A 16,056-nucleotide genomic window follows, 5' to 3' on the forward strand; every position below is an offset into this window, starting at 1 on the left:
CGTCTCTTATCTTAATTTATAAGGTTTATCTATTGAAAGGTCTATTTTTACGTATTATTGCTGCCTTTGCATTATTACTTTGGGCAGTGGATATGGTGTTCCCTTGGCAAAAAATTATGCAATCGGAGCAAAACCCTTACACTGCGATCAAAAATCGCGGTAGCCTTATTGTCGGCACTATTAACAATCCCATTTACTATTTTATTGGGAATGAGGGCGAATCTGGCTTGGAATACGAATTAGCAAAAAACTTTGCTGATTACTTGGGGGTTCGTTTACAAATTAAAACCTTAGAAAATAACGATCAACTTTTTAACGAATTAGAGAACAACAATATTGATATTGCTGCTGCGAATCTTTTGTTCCAGCCTCAACGTACAGAAAAATTTCAGTTAGGGCCCTCTTATACTTCTGCCTCTTGGCAGCTTGTGTATAAAAAAGGTGAAAATCGTCCGAAAGATTTAGCTCAAGTACAGCAAGAAATTATTATTTCTGCGGGAGAAGACTTAGAAAAATTACTATCTCAAGCACAGAAAAAACTCCCCGCGCTCAAATGGCAAAACAATAAGCAGCTGACTCAAGAAGAATTACTGATTCAAGTGGCAGAAGGCAAAATTCCTTACACCATTGCAAATAGTATTGATGTGGCGGCGGCACAACAAATTCGTCCTAACTTAGCGATTGCATTTGATCTAACGGATGAAATGACCGTGCATTGGTATCTCTCCAATCAATCCTATAATGAATTGCAAGCAGGTTTGTTGGATTTTATGAATAATGCCATTGAAACAGGATTAATTGATCGCATTGAGGAAAAATATTTCCGCCATATTACTGCCTTTGATTATGTAGATACTCAGGCTTATTTAGAGGCAGTTGAAAAAATTCTCCCTCAATATCAACCGCTCTTTGAAAAATATAAAGGGAATTTAGACTGGCGATTATTAGCCGCTGTGGCCTATCAAGAATCACATTGGGACCCTTATGCCACCTCTCCAACCGGTGTACGCGGGATGATGATGCTAACTAAAGATACGGCTGCACGTATGAATATTAACAATCGTACAGATGCCGAACAAAGTATTAAGGCCGGATCTGAGTATTTACATTGGCTACTCGACCAAATGCCTGACAGTATTCCAGAAGAAGATCGAATTTGGTATTCTTTAGCGGCATACAATATGGGATTAGGGCATATTTTAGATGCACGTCGCCTAACTAAAAAATTAGGCGGCAATCCTGATAACTGGTTAGATGTAAAAAATAATCTTCAGCTATTATCGGAAAAGCGTCATTATTCAAACTTAAAATATGGCTACGCTCGCGGCTATGAAGCCTACCAATATGTCGAGAATATTCGCCGTTACATGAACAGTATTGTGAATTATCATCGTGTTCAAGAAAACCAAGCAACTGCAACAGAATAAGTGTGGTCAGAAAAAATAGAATTTTGATTGAATAGAAAGAAAACAAGGAGAAAAAGATGTTAAAACGAAAAACCTTTTTAAAGAAAAAAGCATCAAGAGATATTTCAGCCTCACGTAATTTACGTCTAAGACGTTTTAAACACCGTAAAGCACAACAATTCCAACGTCACGCATTACAACTTGTGGTTCAAGATATCTAATAAAAAGGCGAACATCATGTTCGCCCTTTAAATTTATTCATTATCCTTTATTTTTCAAAAGAATCTTTCAAACGCTCATCTGCTCGGCGGGATTCACCTTTATGTTGAAGTTTATTTAATTGGCGTTCTAATTTTTCTTCGACTTCATTGATCGCTTTATACATATCATCAGCGGTTGCTGTCGCAAGTAGATTACCTAACGGGGTTCCAATTGAAGCTTCTACAGAAAAGCCGTTTGGCACTTTACTTAAAACAAAGTGAGGGCTAATCAGTTGAGTGTGCCATTTCTCTAATTTTGCAAGTCTTCCCTCCACATGTTCACGGATTGCAGGGGTGATTTCCATTTGTTTGCTTGTGATATTGAGTGTCATAGCATTTACCTCTTTTGGTTAAATGAACCCTTCGGTTCCGTTCATCTTTAATAACAACATATCGACCTTGCACTGCTTTTTCAAGTGCTTTTAGTCAAATAAAAAAACAAATGTTCAAAAATATGATCGGGATCTCATTTCTGCAAAAATATAATTTTCTTTCTGTATAAACTTGTTATGATGTAAAACTGTAAACAACAAAGGGAAGCGTTCAGCTTCCCTTTTCTTTTTACGATATGAATTAGGCTAATTCATCTTGATCATGTTGTGTTGCTTTTAAACGTTCGAAGTAATCCTTAGTTTCTGAAATAATTTCTTTACGCAAACCAATTAATGCTATCAAGTTCGGGAAGGCCATTAAACCATTCACGATATCCGCTAAAATCCAGATTAAATCTAAGGTGAGGAATGAACCCGTCCCGACCAAAACAATAAACATGAAGCGATAAAATTTAATACCACGGATACCAACTAAGTAAAGGAAGCAACGCTCACCGTAGTAACACCACCCTAAAATTGTGGTGAAAGCAAAGAATAATAAACCAACGGTTACAATAGTTGCACCAATTGATGTGCCTAAGCCCTGTGCAAAAGCGTAGTTGGTCACACTTGCACCAGAAAGCTCAGGATTACTCCATGCTCCCGTAATCACAAGCACTAAGCCCGTCATGGTACATACGATGATGGTATCTAAAAATGTCCCTGTCATCGAAATTAAACCTTGGCGAACAGGCTCTTTCGTTTGCGCCGCTGCAGCAGCAATAGGCGCACTCCCTAAACCAGATTCATTTGAGAAAATACCGCGTGCAACACCTGATTGAATGGCTTTCATCACTGTAAACCCAACCGTTCCGCCCAAAGCCGCTTGTGGATTAAACGCACTATGAATAATTAATGCGATCGCAGCGGGCAGTTTATCGTAATTAACTACTAAGATGATAATTGAGGTTGCCACATAGCCGATTGCCATAAAAGGCACAATCACTGAAGAAGCAGTCGCAATACGTCTTACACCACCGAGAATAATCATCGCAACCAATACGGTCACCACTGTTGCCGTAATAATAACGGGTACATTGAATGTGTCTTGCATCGCATGCGTAATGGCATTTATTTGAGGGAAGGTACCAATACCGAAAAAGGCCACCAATACCCCAAAGAGCGCAAATAATTTGGCTAGCCATTTAATTCCAAGACCACGTTCGATGTAGTACATCGGTCCACCCGCCATAAAACCATATTTATCTCGCACACGATATTTCACGGCAAGTAAACATTCAGCGTATTTAGTTGCCATGCCTAATAATGCAACTAGCCACATCCAAAAAATTGCGCCAGGTCCGCCCGCTTGTACTGCAGTCGCTACACCAACAATATTCCCTGTACCAATGGTTGCCGCTAATGCCGTACAAAGTGCGGCAAAAGAAGATACATCCCCCTTACCTTTATTCGCACCTCGAGCAAATAAATAGCCCAATGCACGCGGCAAATAACGAATTTGTAAGAAACCTAAACGAAGGGTGAGATAAAGTCCTGTTCCGGACAATAGAATGAGTAGGGGCGGTCCCCATACAAAGCTGCTAATCGCAGATAAGGTTGTCTGTAATGACATTGATGATTCCTCGTCGTTTAAAATACAAATAAACTCGACAAGGAGACAAGAAGAATCCCGATAGAAATATTTTGATAATACCGATTGTCTTTTGCCCCTGTCCTTTTGCCTGAGCGTTTGGAAAACAATCGAAAAATCGACCGCTCTTTTGCGCCTTCGGCGTCCATTTACATCAATAAAATGCAATGGATCTCTCCAAGGGTTCGTCCAGTAACAGTCCCTGCAATCTTGCGATTGCGCCTGAAAGATTTTACCTCGTCGGCGTAGGGGCAATTCCCTACTCTCCAGCTACCTTCTTCCGAACTCACTTTTTACGTTTTATTCTTATTGCAAAAAGTACTGCAAATTCTAACAAACTTAAAAAGCTAACTCAATGGATTGACGAAAAAAGGCTTAGATAACAAGGTGAAAGCCGATAAAAACAAAGTGATCTGTACCCCAAAATCTGGACACCTACTTTGAGGTGCAGATTATGTCCTACTCTTATCAATTTCGTTTGAAAATTATCAAACTTGTCACCGAACAGGATTATGGCATCCGTGAGGTGGCTAAACTTCATAAAATTTCCCATGCTCTCGTCATTTATTGGCTAAAAGCATTTCGGGAAAGAGGGCTTGATGGCGTAAAATCGCCTTATACAAACCTTCAAACACCAAAAATAGTGAAGCTAAAGATGAAAAAGAAAGACATTGAAATTCCAGAAACTACAGACTTTTCACCTAAAGCGTTTAAAAAGTTACAACGAGAGCTCGCCTTAGCTCGTGCGGAGATTGCTTATCTAAAGGAGTTGGAGGCGTTCGACCGACAAAAACAACGACAGAAAAAAGAAAAATCATTGAAAGATTGAAGCTGGACCACGCGTTAAATGATTTACTTCATGTGTCTAAAATGACTCGCTCAAGCTTTTACTATAAAGAGATTAAGCGAAATTATCACGAAGCTAAAGAAGCTATCTTATCGCTGTATAAAAAGAACAGAAAACGAGATGGTTATCGCCCCATGACGTTTAAATTACGCCAAATGGGTTTTCATTTGAATCATAAAACGGTGTTAAAGCTAATGAACGAGTTAGGTATTCATTCCATTTTACGCAAAAAAAGACATGGGAAACGTGGAAAAACATCACATATTGCCCCGAATTTACTGAATCGTGATTTTACAGCGACGGCACTCAATCAAAAATGGGTAACGGATGTAACGGAATTTCAGGTTGGGCAAGAAAAGCTTTATTTTTCACCGTTAATGGACTTGGCTAACCGAGAAATTATTGCCTATAACTTTGCGACACGCCCCAAATTTTCATTGGTAAAAAAGATGTTAGAACAAGGACTTAGTCGAATTAAACCGATAGAGTGCCCGATTATTCATAGCGACCAAGGCGTATTGTATGGTTCGGCGGAATGGGTGAAAATGTTGGAGGGTAAAGCGGTTCAAAGTATGAGCCGCCGAGGAAATTGCTACGATAATGCGGTGATTGAAAGTTTTTTTGCAATATTAAAATCAGAGTGCTTTTACTCTCGAACTTATCATTCAATTGCTGAATTACAGGCTGAAATTGAAGAATATTTAGTGTATTACAACCAAAAACGAATTAAACTTGGTTTAAGAGAATTGAGCCCAGTGCAATACCGAGCTCAATATTTAAGTTAACTAACCTGTCCAACTTTTGGGGGGCAGATCAAAGTGCAGTCAAAAATTTTCTTATTTTTTGACCGCACTTTCTTAAAAAAGAAAGGCAGGTAATTACCTGCCCTTATCTATTTTAATAATTATAAAATCTCTTTTACTTTTGCCACCACGTTATCCACGGTGAAACCAAAGAGTTTGAATAATTGATCCGCAGGTGCTGATTCACCGAAGCTATTCATACCTACCACGCGACCTTCAAAGCCAACGTATTTATACCAGAAGTCGGCAATACCCGCTTCAATCGCAACACGTTTGGTTACAGCTGCTGGTAATACACTTTCGCGGTACGCTGCATCTTGTTTATCGAAACGGTTAGTGCTTGGCATAGAGACGACACGTACTTTTTTACCTTCTGCACTTAATGCTTCAGCCGCTTTCACCGCTAATTCTACTTCAGAACCTGTTGCAATGAAGATTAACTCAGGTGTGCCATCACAGTCTTTTAACACATAAGCACCACGTTTAACCGCATCTAATTGTGCAGAAGTGCGGTCCATTTGGGCTAAGTTTTGACGGGTAAAGATCAACGCACTTGGACCATCTTGGCGTTCAACAGCTTGTTGCCATGCGATAGCTGATTCCACCTGGTCACACGGACGCCATGTTTCAAGATTTGGAATTAAGCGTAATGATGCGGTTTGCTCAACGGGTTGGTGAGTTGGACCATCTTCACCTAAGCCGATAGAGTCATGAGTATAAACGAATAAAGCGCGTTGCTTCATTAATGCTGCCATACGCACCGCATTGTGTGCATATTCGTAGAACATTAAGAAGGTTGCACCGTAAGGAATGAAACCACCATGTAAAGCAATACCATTCATGATCGCTGACATACCGAACTCACGCACACCATAGTTAAGGTAGTTACCACCTACGTTTTCGTGTGCACGAATTGGTTTAGAACCGCTCCATAACGTTAAGTTAGAGCTTGCTAAGTCTGCTGAGCCACCTAAAAATTCAGGTAACACATGTGCATAAGCTTCAATGGCATTTTGTGATGCTTTACGGCTTGCAATGCTTGCAGGATTTGCTTGTAATTTTTCAATGAACTCTTTAGATTCTGCTGCCCAATTTGCTGGTAATTCACCGTTTACACGACGTGTAAATTCTGCCGCAAGTTCTGGATATGCTTTAGCATAAGCGGCAAATTTTTCTTCCCAAGATTTTTCTGCTGCAGCGCCTTTTTCTTTCGCAGACCATTCAGCATAGTATTCAGCCGGAATTTCAAATGGACCATATTCCCAGCCTAGTGCTTTACGGGTTAATGCGATTTCTTCATCACCTAATGGTGCACCGTGACAATCGTGAGAGCCTGATTTATTTGGTGAACCAAAACCAATGATCGTTTTACAAATAATCAACGTTGGTTTTTCTTTTTCTGCTTGAGCAAGAATAGTCGCTGCACGGATTTGTTCTGCATCGTGACCATCCACATTGCGGATCACTTGCCAGCCATAAGCTTCAAAACGTGCTGCGGTATCATCACTGAACCAGCCATCAACATGACCATCAATCGAAATGTTGTTGTCATCGTAGAATGCGATTAATTTACCAAGACCTAATGTTCCTGCTAAAGAGCAAGCCTCGTGAGAAATCCCTTCCATTAAACAGCCATCGCCTAAGAACACATAAGTGTGGTGGTCTACGATTTCATGGCCTTCACGGTTAAATTGACCCGCTAAGGTTTTCTCAGCAATCGCCATACCTACAGCATTGGTGATACCTTGACCTAACGGACCAGTTGTGGTTTCAACACCAGGTGCATAACCATATTCTGGGTGGCCAGGCGTTTTAGAATGTAATTGACGGAATTGTTTTAAATCTTCGATAGAAAGATCGTAGCATGTTAAATGTAATAAGCTATAAATCAACATTGAACCGTGGCCGTTAGAAAGCACAAAACGGTCGCGATCAGCCCATTTAGGGTTGTTTGGATTGTGTTTTAAGAAATCGCGCCATAATACCTCAGCGATATCCGCCATTCCCATTGGTGCGCCAGGGTGGCCTGATTTTGCTTTTTGTACTGCATCCATTGATAGCGCACGAATTGCGTTGGCGAGTTGTCTACGAGTTGCCATGTTTTTCTCCTGTCTAAATAATTCTGAGTATTCTACCTTATTTACTGATTGACTTGAGCAATATCTGCAATTTTATTTACCTTGATCAAATTCTTCGACGACGTTGATGGAAACGTTGGCTACTCGATTTACCTTGTAAATTTACCACCGTTTTAGTTTCTACTGGTTTTCGATATATTCGACGATAATGACTTAAAAAATAATGAATGGAACTGGCGAATAAAGCACCTAATAAAAAAACCACGACAATTTCACCATATAAGCGGTGGAAGACTTGATTAATTTTGCTCTGCGTCGTTTGAGCATATTGGGCATCAAATGTTACCCTCAAAAAGCCACGAACGGCATTATTGGAAGCGGAATAAATCGGCTCAACAATTTGTTGTGTTGAAAATTCACCTTCATTTTTATGTTCTAGGCCAAGTTGCTCACGAAGATTGCCGGTATTAGTACTTTGTGCCAATTCTTTGCCGTTATAATCATAAATGGTCGCATCAAACACAAAATTCTCTTTAACTAAATTATCTAAATTTTCAACGAGCTGATCGGATTTAGCATTATTGGTTAATAAAACTGAAAATAAATTGGCTTGCTGACGAACCAAAGTATGCGATAAATTTGCTACTTGATTCACACTTGAAAGCTGTGAACCAATCTTAAATTGTTTCACACCAAATAAAATCACCGCCATGGCACCGATACAAAGCAGAATGATGAGTCCAAACATCAGTGATTTTTGAAGTTTTTCTTTAATTAATTGCACGTTGTTTTTCCATTTTTTCGCCAAGATCGGCTAGAATAGATGAGTATTCACAATTTACAGGATTTTCTATGCAAATTCAAAACCTTGCAAGCATTACCCAAAAATATCCCCAATTCCCCACCGCACTTTCGTCTGATTTGCCTCACTCCGATGAATCGCATGCGTTTATTTTATACGGTACAACGCTGAATTTAGCCAAATTACTCGAATTCCAACAAAAGTGCGGTCAATCTTTCCTGTGTTTTGATGCATGGAACGTTGAAAAAAATACCGTTGTTCTTTTAAAAGGCAAATGGCTAGCCGATTTTATTGCCCATGCTCACGACCTGCAATTAGACATCGCCAAACTGGATTTTGATGCAAAATTATCAGAAAAAGGTTTATTGGTAATGGATATGGATTCTACTGCCATTCAAATTGAATGTATCGATGAAATTGCTAAACTGGCTGGCACAGGTGAATTAGTTTCTGCCATTACTGAAAGCGCAATGCGTGGAGAGCTCGATTTTGAACAAAGTTTGCGTCGTCGAGTGGGTACACTTAAAGGTGCACCAGAAAGTATTTTGCAGCAAGTACGTGAAAAATTGCCTTTAATGCCAGGCTTAATTGAAACCATTAAGACATTACAACAACATGGTTGGAAAACCGCCATCGCTTCTGGTGGCTTTACCTATTTCGCCGATTATTTAAAAAGTTTATTAAACCTCGACTTTGCGGCTTCTAATCAATTTGAAATTATTGATGGCACGCTGACTGGCAATGTAAAAGGTAGCGTAGTCGATGCACAATACAAAGCGAATACCTTGCAAAAACTCGCTGAAGAATACCATATTCCACGCAAAAACACCCTCGCCATTGGTGATGGCGCCAATGATTTGGCGATGATGAATGTCGCCGGATTGGGCGTAGCATTCCATGCCAAACCGAAGGTGCAACAACAAGCGCAAATTGTGGTAAACTTTGCTGACTTAACCGCACTTTTATGTCTTTTAAGTGCAAATGATCGAATTTAATTCATTTTGGGAGAAAACTTATGCCATCTTTTGATATCGTATCTGAAATTACTATGCACGAAGTGCGTAATGCGGTTGAAAATGCAAACCGCGTATTAAGTACACGTTATGATTTCCGTGGCGTGGAAGCGGTCATTGAATTAAATGAAAAAAGCGAAACTGTAAAAGTGACGACCGAATCTGATTTCCAATTAGAGCAATTAATTGAAATCTTAATTGGTGCGTTTGTAAAACGCGGCATTGAGCATAGCTCATTGGATATTCCAACAGAAAGTGAACACCACGGTAAACTTTACACCAAAGAAATTAAATTAAAACAAGGGATTGAAACGGAGATGGCGAAAAAAATCACTAAATTAGTGAAAGATTCAAAAATCAAAGTGCAAACTCAAATTCAAGGTGAACAAGTACGCGTAACTGGTAAATCCCGTGATGACTTACAAGCTGTTATTCAATTAGTGAAAGGCGCTGAATTAGGTCAACCATTCCAATTTAATAACTTTAGAGATTAATTTAATGAAAAAATATCTGTGGGTATTTTTGGCTGCAATTCCAGCATGTTCGCTCGCAAATGAGAATGCCATGAATCTCGGTGATAGCGTCATTGATGTTGTAAAATGTGAAAGCACCAAAGGGGAAAAACTTTGGGTCGCGCTAAATAATCTTAAAACATTCACTTACATGAAAAATGATGTGAATGTGGCTCATCAAACGATAGATAATGCTTACTTACAAGCTTATGCCACGGAAGCGACTCTTTTTCTTCCACCAACAGAAAATAATCAGTTGTGGACTATAATAAAAGAGAGCGCCGCAGATAAGACGGGCATCAATCAAGTTACTATCGATTTGCGTAATGAGAAAGGTAAGCTAATTTCTCATGCTGCTTGCAAACGAAATGACGAGACTTTCTCATTATTAATGGAATCGAGTTTCGATATAAAAGAGCCTACCGATAAAATCCTTGAATTAATGGATCCACCTACGCCATAAAAACGAAAGAGCGGTCAAAAATGATCTGCACCGTTTTTTTTAACTTATCTTTTTCATCTTTGATTCCAATCCCATTAAAATTGGCTCAACAATTTCCTCAGGTAATCCATGGGTATTTATTTCACTTACTTTTGGATATCTAACACTGATCTCATGCAAAATTTCCTCTACCACTTCCTTTGCCAAGCCTGCGAGTTTAGCGGTATTGAAAATATGTCGGAGTCGTATTTTATCCCATAAATAATGTTTATTTTCGCCCTGCCACGCCATTGCCATTTTGACTTTTTGCTTTTGTAGTCCGTTGTGTTTGATTAGTGGATAGGCAGACATCACATCATAAAAAGGCGTTAGACGATAGCGATTCTCTTGTTCTAAAAATAGACTGAAATTTTTACCATGTCCGTCAATGGCGCAAAGCAACCAGAAAATAATTTGTGCTTTAAAAAATTGCTTGCGATTTGCTTGAGCATTAGATGAGCCATTGAGGAGCGACATAATTTGAAGAATGCTTGGCCCACCGTCATTTTCATATTTTCGTGCAGGAGCAATATTCAGCGCTTGGCACATATCTTCTTGTGGCAAGCGAATGAGCCAACTCCTATTTTCAGACCAACGGCGATCAAAGCGCTCCACAATCAGCACTTTCATTTCACCGAAATACTGAATTTGGCTTTGAGGAACCGGCAAATCGAAGGCTTTCATAATATTCAAGCAAAGCCATTCGTTTTCACAGCTACCGGAAAGATCAAGCTGCCCTTGTGCTACCATCCCAATTGGGAGTTTAAAAATATGGCTAGTCGCGGTGGAATGCAAAGGGCGCTGCCATTGATTCTGGTAATAAAGTAGTGCTGTTTTTTCCTGAGCACCAGCTAAAGAAATTCTGAAATCTTCGCTTTCTTCCATACCGAGAGGGAAAGTGCGGTAGTTTTTCAGCACGTTTTCCACCTCATTGTTATTTAGCGGTTCTGCATAAATTTGACGTACCGAGCGACTTTCGCCCTGATAAAGCTGAATTGCGCCGATACAATCCTGTCCAATCGCTGAAAGTAAATCAAATGGGGATTTCGTTGAGGTTTGGAAACGTTGTTGAATCCGTGAACGGATCTGCTCGTTGTCAGGGAGAAGATTATCAAAGAAATTATAAACAGAATCGCCTCGATAAATTTTGTGCGATAAGGGCAATGACAATGAAATAGGGCGTGAACGCGCAGATTCTAGCCATTTTTTAGCATACTGAAATTCAGTTGCACCGCTAGTGAGTTTTCGCCATTCACCTACCAATAAGCCATTCATGGCAACATTTAGAATAGTATTGCTCATCACCACGCCTCATCGTCATCGTATGTTGCAGTTGGTTCTTTGATTGAACGGATGATATCAGATGACTTTTTGCGTGGTTGCACAACAAGTTCTAGCTCTAATCCAGCTAGAATTTTAAATAACGTTTCTAATTTTGTACGCTCTGGATCATTTTCAAACGCTGAAATTCTAGCTTGGGTAGTCCCAGCAAGTTTAGCCACATCAGTTTGTGACAGATCACCTTGATAACGAAATTCCCGAATTACATGAGAAAGCATTTTTGCGGTGGTAATAACCATTACTACTCCTTATACCCTACGGCATATAACTTCAATTTATACGCCATAGAGTATAAATATCATTTTATATCTTGTAAAGTATAATTTATGTTTTATATCTTGCAAAGTATAAAAATGCAAAAACGGAATATTAATCTGGATTAGATAAAATCCAAGAGCAGTAATTAAAATAATTTGAGTGTTGTCGTTTTAAAACAAATAAAAAGAACAGTCAAAAAATACAGCATTTTTTAACCGTTCTTTTGCTTTATATCAATTAAGCCAATCTCGCTTTTGCTTCTGCAATCGCTTCTGCCACACGAAGTGGTGAAACCCCACCTTTCGCACAACGTTTATCCAAACAAGATTGTAGTGAAAGAATGTCATATACATCATCCCCTACCACATCACTGAATTGACGGAATTCTGGGATGGTTAAGTCTTCCAAGGCTTTGCCTTTTTCAATGGCATAAACCACGGTTTCACCGACAATATGATGAGAATCTCGGAATGGCACGCCTTTTGCCACAAGGTAATCCGCTAGCTCTGTTGCATTTGAATAACCTTTTAAGGCAGCTTCGCGTGTGCGGTCGGTATTCACTTTTAATTCATCTAGTACAAAAGTCGCCATATCTACGCAATCTTGCCAGGTATCTAGCGCATCAAAGATCCCTTCTTTGTCTTCTTGCATATCTTTGTTATACGCTAACGGCAAACCTTTTAAAGTCATCAACATACCGGTTAATGCCCCCATGACACGGCCCGCTTTACCACGAATCAATTCACAAGCGTCTGGATTTTTCTTTTGCGGCATTAAAGACGAGCCTGAAGTCACACGATCTGACAATTCCACAAAATTCGCTTCACCACTGTTGAAAATAATCATATCTTCTGCGAAACGAGAAAGGTGCGCCATACTTAAAGACGCCGTTGAAAGCAATTCCACAATATGGTCACGATCAGAGACGCTATCCAAACTATTACGCGTCGCAAAAGCAAAACCAAGATCGGTGGCTAATTGTTCACGATCGACTGCATAGGCTGTTCCTGCAAGTGCGCCACTGCCTAATGGGCAGCTATTCATGCGTTTATAAGCATCGGCGAGACGTGAATAATCACGCTCAAACATCTCCACATAAGCCATACACCAATGGGCAAAAGTGATTGGTTGTGCACGTTGTAAATGGGTATAACCTGGCATCACCGCATCTTGCGTATTTTCAGCAGTTTGTACTAAGTGACGTTGAAGATTACGAACAGACTCTTGCAACTCAACTACTCGCTGTTTACACCACATTTTAATATCAAGTGCAACTTGGTCATTACGGCTACGACCCGTGTGTAATTTTTTACCTAAATTCCCCACTTTATCGATAAGTTTACTTTCCACCCAGCTATGAATATCTTCTGCATCATCTTGTAAAATCGCTTGTGGATTTGACCGCACTTCGATTAATAATTCATTTAAGGCAACCTCTAGCTGTTGTTGCTCTTCCGCACTTAAAACACCAACATTCACTAAGGCTTTGGACCAACCAATTGAGCCTTCAATATCTTGCTCAGCCAAGCGATAATCAAAACGCAGGCTATCATTAAAATCTTTAAAACGTTTGTCTGCCGCTTGTGTAAAACGACCACCCCAGAGAGCCATAAGTTATCCTTATCTCGATTATAAAAATGATTAATTATTCAATTATCACGCATAATTAATCAATATGCAATGATAATCTCTATATCGTCCGCTATTTTACCCTGTTTTTTCTAACAAAAACTAGACAGTACTGCATTTTAGTGGTAATTTACGCAGCATTCTTAAGGGCATTGCCCACCATTCAAACAATTCAGTATTATCAACTCTTATTAATTCCAACATTATTAATTATGCATCTTACAGAACTTAAAAATACGCCTGTTTCTGATCTTGTGAAACTTGGCGAAGAACAAATGGGTTTGGAAAATCTTGCCCGTTTACGTAAACAAGATATTGTTTTTGCTATTTTGAAACAGCACGCCAAGAGCGGTGAAGATATTTTTGGTGGCGGCGTATTGGAGATTTTACCCGATGGTTTCGGTTTCTTACGCTCCGCAGACAGTTCCTACCTTGCTGGTCCTGATGACATCTACGTTTCCCCAAGTCAAATTCGTCGTTTCAATCTACAAACTGGTGATAAAATCGAAGGCAAAATCCGTCCACCAAAAGAAGGCGAACGTTATTTTGCACTTTTAAAAGTCGACCAAGTCAACGATGACAAACCTGAAGTCTCTCGTAGCAAAATTCTTTTCGAAAACTTAACCCCATTACACGCAAATTCTCGTTTAAGAATGGAACGTGGTAATGGTTCAACCGAAGACTTAACCGCGCGTATTTTGGATTTAGCGTCTCCAATTGGTAAAGGGCAACGTGGTCTTATCGTGGCTCCGCCAAAAGCCGGTAAAACCATGTTGTTACAAAACATTGCACAAAGCATCACGCACAATTATCCAGAATGTGAGCTTATCGTGCTTTTAATTGATGAACGTCCAGAAGAAGTAACGGAAATGCAACGTTCGGTAAAAGGTGAAGTGATTGCTTCTACCTTTGATGAACCTGCAACCCGTCACGTTCAAGTGGCAGAAATGGTTATTGAGAAAGCAAAACGTTCTGTTGAGCATAAAAAAGATGTGGTGATTTTACTCGACTCTATTACTCGTTTAGCACGTGCTTACAATACCGTGACACCAGCATCCGGTAAAATTCTTTCTGGTGGTGTGGATGCTAATGCTTTACATCGTCCAAAACGTTTCTTTGGTGCGGCGCGTAATGTAGAAGAAGGTGGTAGCTTAACCATTATTGCAACTGCGCTTGTGGATACCGGTTCAAAAATGGATGAGGTTATCTTTGAAGAATTTAAAGGTACTGGTAACATGGAATTGCATCTTTCTCGCAAAATTGCAGAAAAACGTGTATTCCCAGCGATCGACTTCAATCGTTCTGGTACGCGTAAAGAAGACTTACTTACCACACCAGATGAATTACAAAAAATGTGGATTCTACGCAAAATCCTTAACCCGATGGGTGAAGTGGAAGCGATGGAATTCCTCATCGACAAACTTATGGTGGCGAAAACCAACGATGAGTTTTTTGAAATTATGAAGCGGTCTTAATTCTGACCGCACTTAAAAATAAAAAAGGCTTGGAAAACCAAGCCTTTTTTATTTTGCGAATTATTCGCCCAAACGCTCTTTAATACGAGCAGATTTACCTGAACGTTCACGTAAGTAGTAAAGTTTAGCTTTACGTACTGCACCTTTACGTTTAACAGTGATTGAATCTACAACTGGTGAGTGAGTTTGGAATACACGCTCAACACCTACACCGTTAGAAATTTTACGTAAAGTGAATGCTGAATGCAAACCACGGTTACGAATTGCAATAACCACGCCTTCGAATGCTTGCAAACGACGTTTGCTACCTTCAACTACCCATACTTTAACTTCTAAAGTATCACCTGGGCGGAAGCTAGGTACGTTTTGTTTTAATTGTTCTTGTTCAAGTTGTTTGATAATGTTAGACATTGTTTGATCCTTTATTGATCCTAGATGTAACTGAAACTAACTGTTATGCTCGGCTTGCGCCTCTTTTAACAGTTTACGTTGTTCGTCAGTCAGAGCTAGGCCTTCTAAGAGCTCAGGACGTCGGAGCCACGTTCTTTGTAGCGATTGTTTTAATCGCCATTTCCGAATTTCTTCGTGATGTCCCGACATCAGCACAGGTGGTACAGTTAATCCTTCTAACACTTCCGGTCTGGTGTAATGCGGGCAATCTAATAAACCGTCTGCAAAAGAATCTTCTTCTGCGGAGGCTTGCTTGCCTAATACACCGGGAATAAAACGCGCAACAGCATCAATTAATGTCATTGCCGGCAATTCCCCACCGGTCAGAACGTAATCGCCGATTGACCATTCTTCATCGATTTCAGTTTGAATCAATCGCTCATCAATACCTTCGTAACGTCCACATACCAAAATCAATTTCTGATTTTGAGCAAGCTCGGTTACGCCGCCTTGATCGAGTTTACGTCCTTGTGGCGAAAGGTAAATCACCTTTGCGCCTTCTCCTGCCGCTGCTTTCGCAGCATGAATCGCATCCCGTAAAGGTTGCACCATCATCAGCATTCCCGGACCACCACCATAAGGACGGTCATCCACGGTTTTATGCTTGTCGAATGTAAAATCTCTTGGATTCCAACATTCCACTTGCAGAAGATTATATTTTACGGCTCTACCTGTAACCCCAAATTCCGTAATCGCTTTAAACATTTCGGGGAATAATGAAATCACCCCTATCCACATA

At 39.9% G+C, this 16,056-nt stretch carries 17 protein-coding genes and 1 riboswitch; of the genes, 8 read left to right on the plus strand and 9 right to left on the minus strand.

The features are described 5' to 3' along the window. The first annotated feature begins 32 nt into the window (after positions 1-32). Positions 33-1,427: a membrane-bound lytic murein transglycosylase MltF gene (gene mltF / locus A9500_RS07865; RefSeq protein WP_065244513.1), complete on the plus strand. Its 1,395-nt coding sequence runs from the start codon at positions 33-35 to the stop codon at positions 1,425-1,427. Between the two features lie 56 nt (positions 1,428-1,483). Continuing rightward, the gene (locus tag A9500_RS10765; RefSeq protein ID WP_014064130.1) at positions 1,484-1,627 is read left to right on the plus strand and encodes a hypothetical protein; all 144 of its coding nucleotides are present in this window, start codon (positions 1,484-1,486) and stop codon (positions 1,625-1,627) included. 47 nt (positions 1,628-1,674) lie between these two features. On the opposite strand, the gene hpf is transcribed toward A9500_RS10765, so the two are convergent. Then, positions 1,675-1,998: a ribosome hibernation-promoting factor, HPF/YfiA family gene (gene hpf, locus A9500_RS07870; RefSeq protein WP_005695412.1), complete on the minus strand. Its 324-nt coding sequence runs from the start codon at positions 1,996-1,998 to the stop codon at positions 1,675-1,677. Between the two features lie 241 nt (positions 1,999-2,239). Then, positions 2,240-3,610, minus strand: coding sequence for a sodium:alanine symporter family protein (locus A9500_RS07875; RefSeq protein WP_065244514.1), 1,371 nt, complete (start codon positions 3,608-3,610; stop codon positions 2,240-2,242). 87 nt (positions 3,611-3,697) lie between these two features. Continuing rightward, positions 3,698-3,819, minus strand: a riboswitch (glycine riboswitch). A 263-nt stretch (positions 3,820-4,082) separates the two neighbouring features. Between A9500_RS07875 and A9500_RS07880 the strand changes: the two genes are divergently transcribed. Next, on the plus strand, positions 4,083-4,457 hold the full coding sequence (locus tag A9500_RS07880; protein ID WP_065244515.1) for a transposase: 375 nt from the start codon (positions 4,083-4,085) through the stop codon (positions 4,455-4,457). Beyond that, on the plus strand, positions 4,442-5,260 hold the full coding sequence (locus A9500_RS07885; RefSeq protein ID WP_306452695.1) for an IS3 family transposase: 819 nt from the start codon (positions 4,442-4,444) through the stop codon (positions 5,258-5,260). The genes A9500_RS07880 and A9500_RS07885 overlap by 16 nt, the downstream gene beginning before the upstream one ends. Before the next feature lie 119 nt (positions 5,261-5,379). Here A9500_RS07885 and tkt read toward each other — a convergent pair whose 3' ends face one another. After that, on the minus strand, positions 5,380-7,377 hold the full coding sequence (gene tkt, locus A9500_RS07890) for a transketolase (protein WP_065244516.1): 1,998 nt from the start codon (positions 7,375-7,377) through the stop codon (positions 5,380-5,382). 85 nt (positions 7,378-7,462) lie between these two features. After that, complete coding sequence (locus A9500_RS07895; RefSeq protein ID WP_143421590.1) at positions 7,463-8,140, minus strand: YtjB family periplasmic protein; 678 nt, start codon at positions 8,138-8,140, stop codon at positions 7,463-7,465. A gap of 68 nt (positions 8,141-8,208) precedes the next feature. Between A9500_RS07895 and serB the strand changes: the two genes are divergently transcribed. The 3 genes from serB to A9500_RS07910 are packed head-to-tail and all read left to right on the plus strand — an operon-like array spanning position 8,209 to position 10,146. Next, positions 8,209-9,153 (plus strand): phosphoserine phosphatase, encoded by a 945-nt coding sequence (gene serB, locus A9500_RS07900; protein ID WP_065244517.1) that lies wholly within the window; start codon positions 8,209-8,211, stop codon positions 9,151-9,153. Positions 9,154-9,173: 20 nt separating this feature from the next. Next, a complete protein-coding gene (locus A9500_RS07905; RefSeq protein WP_005695407.1) occupies positions 9,174-9,665 on the plus strand; it encodes a YajQ family cyclic di-GMP-binding protein in 492 nt (163 codons plus the stop codon). Between the two features lie 28 nt (positions 9,666-9,693). Beyond that, positions 9,694-10,146 (plus strand): hypothetical protein, encoded by a 453-nt coding sequence (locus tag A9500_RS07910; protein ID WP_257005684.1) that lies wholly within the window; start codon positions 9,694-9,696, stop codon positions 10,144-10,146. A gap of 39 nt (positions 10,147-10,185) precedes the next feature. Here A9500_RS07910 and A9500_RS07915 read toward each other — a convergent pair whose 3' ends face one another. The 3 genes from A9500_RS07915 to argH form a co-directional block, all read right to left on the minus strand. Next, entirely contained in the window at positions 10,186-11,466 is a 1,281-nt protein-coding gene (locus A9500_RS07915) for a type II toxin-antitoxin system HipA family toxin (RefSeq protein ID WP_083180398.1), read from the minus strand. Then, positions 11,466-11,744, minus strand: a complete 279-nt coding sequence (locus A9500_RS07920; RefSeq protein ID WP_065244519.1) for a helix-turn-helix domain-containing protein — start codon at positions 11,742-11,744, stop codon at positions 11,466-11,468. The genes A9500_RS07915 and A9500_RS07920 overlap by 1 nt, the downstream gene beginning before the upstream one ends. Positions 11,745-12,000: 256 nt before the next feature. Further along, positions 12,001-13,374 (minus strand): argininosuccinate lyase, encoded by a 1,374-nt coding sequence (gene argH / locus A9500_RS07925; protein ID WP_065244520.1) that lies wholly within the window; start codon positions 13,372-13,374, stop codon positions 12,001-12,003. Positions 13,375-13,604: 230 nt separating this feature from the next. On the opposite strand from argH, the gene rho reads away from it, so the two are divergent. Continuing rightward, a complete protein-coding gene (rho, locus tag A9500_RS07930) occupies positions 13,605-14,867 on the plus strand; it encodes a transcription termination factor Rho (RefSeq protein ID WP_014064140.1) in 1,263 nt (420 codons plus the stop codon). Between the two features lie 60 nt (positions 14,868-14,927). On the opposite strand, the gene rplS is transcribed toward rho, so the two are convergent. Together rplS and trmD are read right to left on the minus strand one after the other, a co-directional pair. After that, a complete protein-coding gene (gene rplS, locus A9500_RS07935) occupies positions 14,928-15,278 on the minus strand; it encodes a 50S ribosomal protein L19 (RefSeq protein ID WP_014064141.1) in 351 nt (116 codons plus the stop codon). Positions 15,279-15,314: 36 nt separating this feature from the next. Further along, positions 15,315-16,055, minus strand: coding sequence for a tRNA (guanosine(37)-N1)-methyltransferase TrmD (trmD, locus tag A9500_RS07940; protein ID WP_065244521.1), 741 nt, complete (start codon positions 16,053-16,055; stop codon positions 15,315-15,317). Position 16,056: the final 1 nt, after the last annotated feature.

This window comes from Haemophilus sp. CCUG 60358, from assembly GCF_001679485.1.
Lineage (GTDB): Bacteria > Pseudomonadota > Gammaproteobacteria > Enterobacterales > Pasteurellaceae > Haemophilus_D.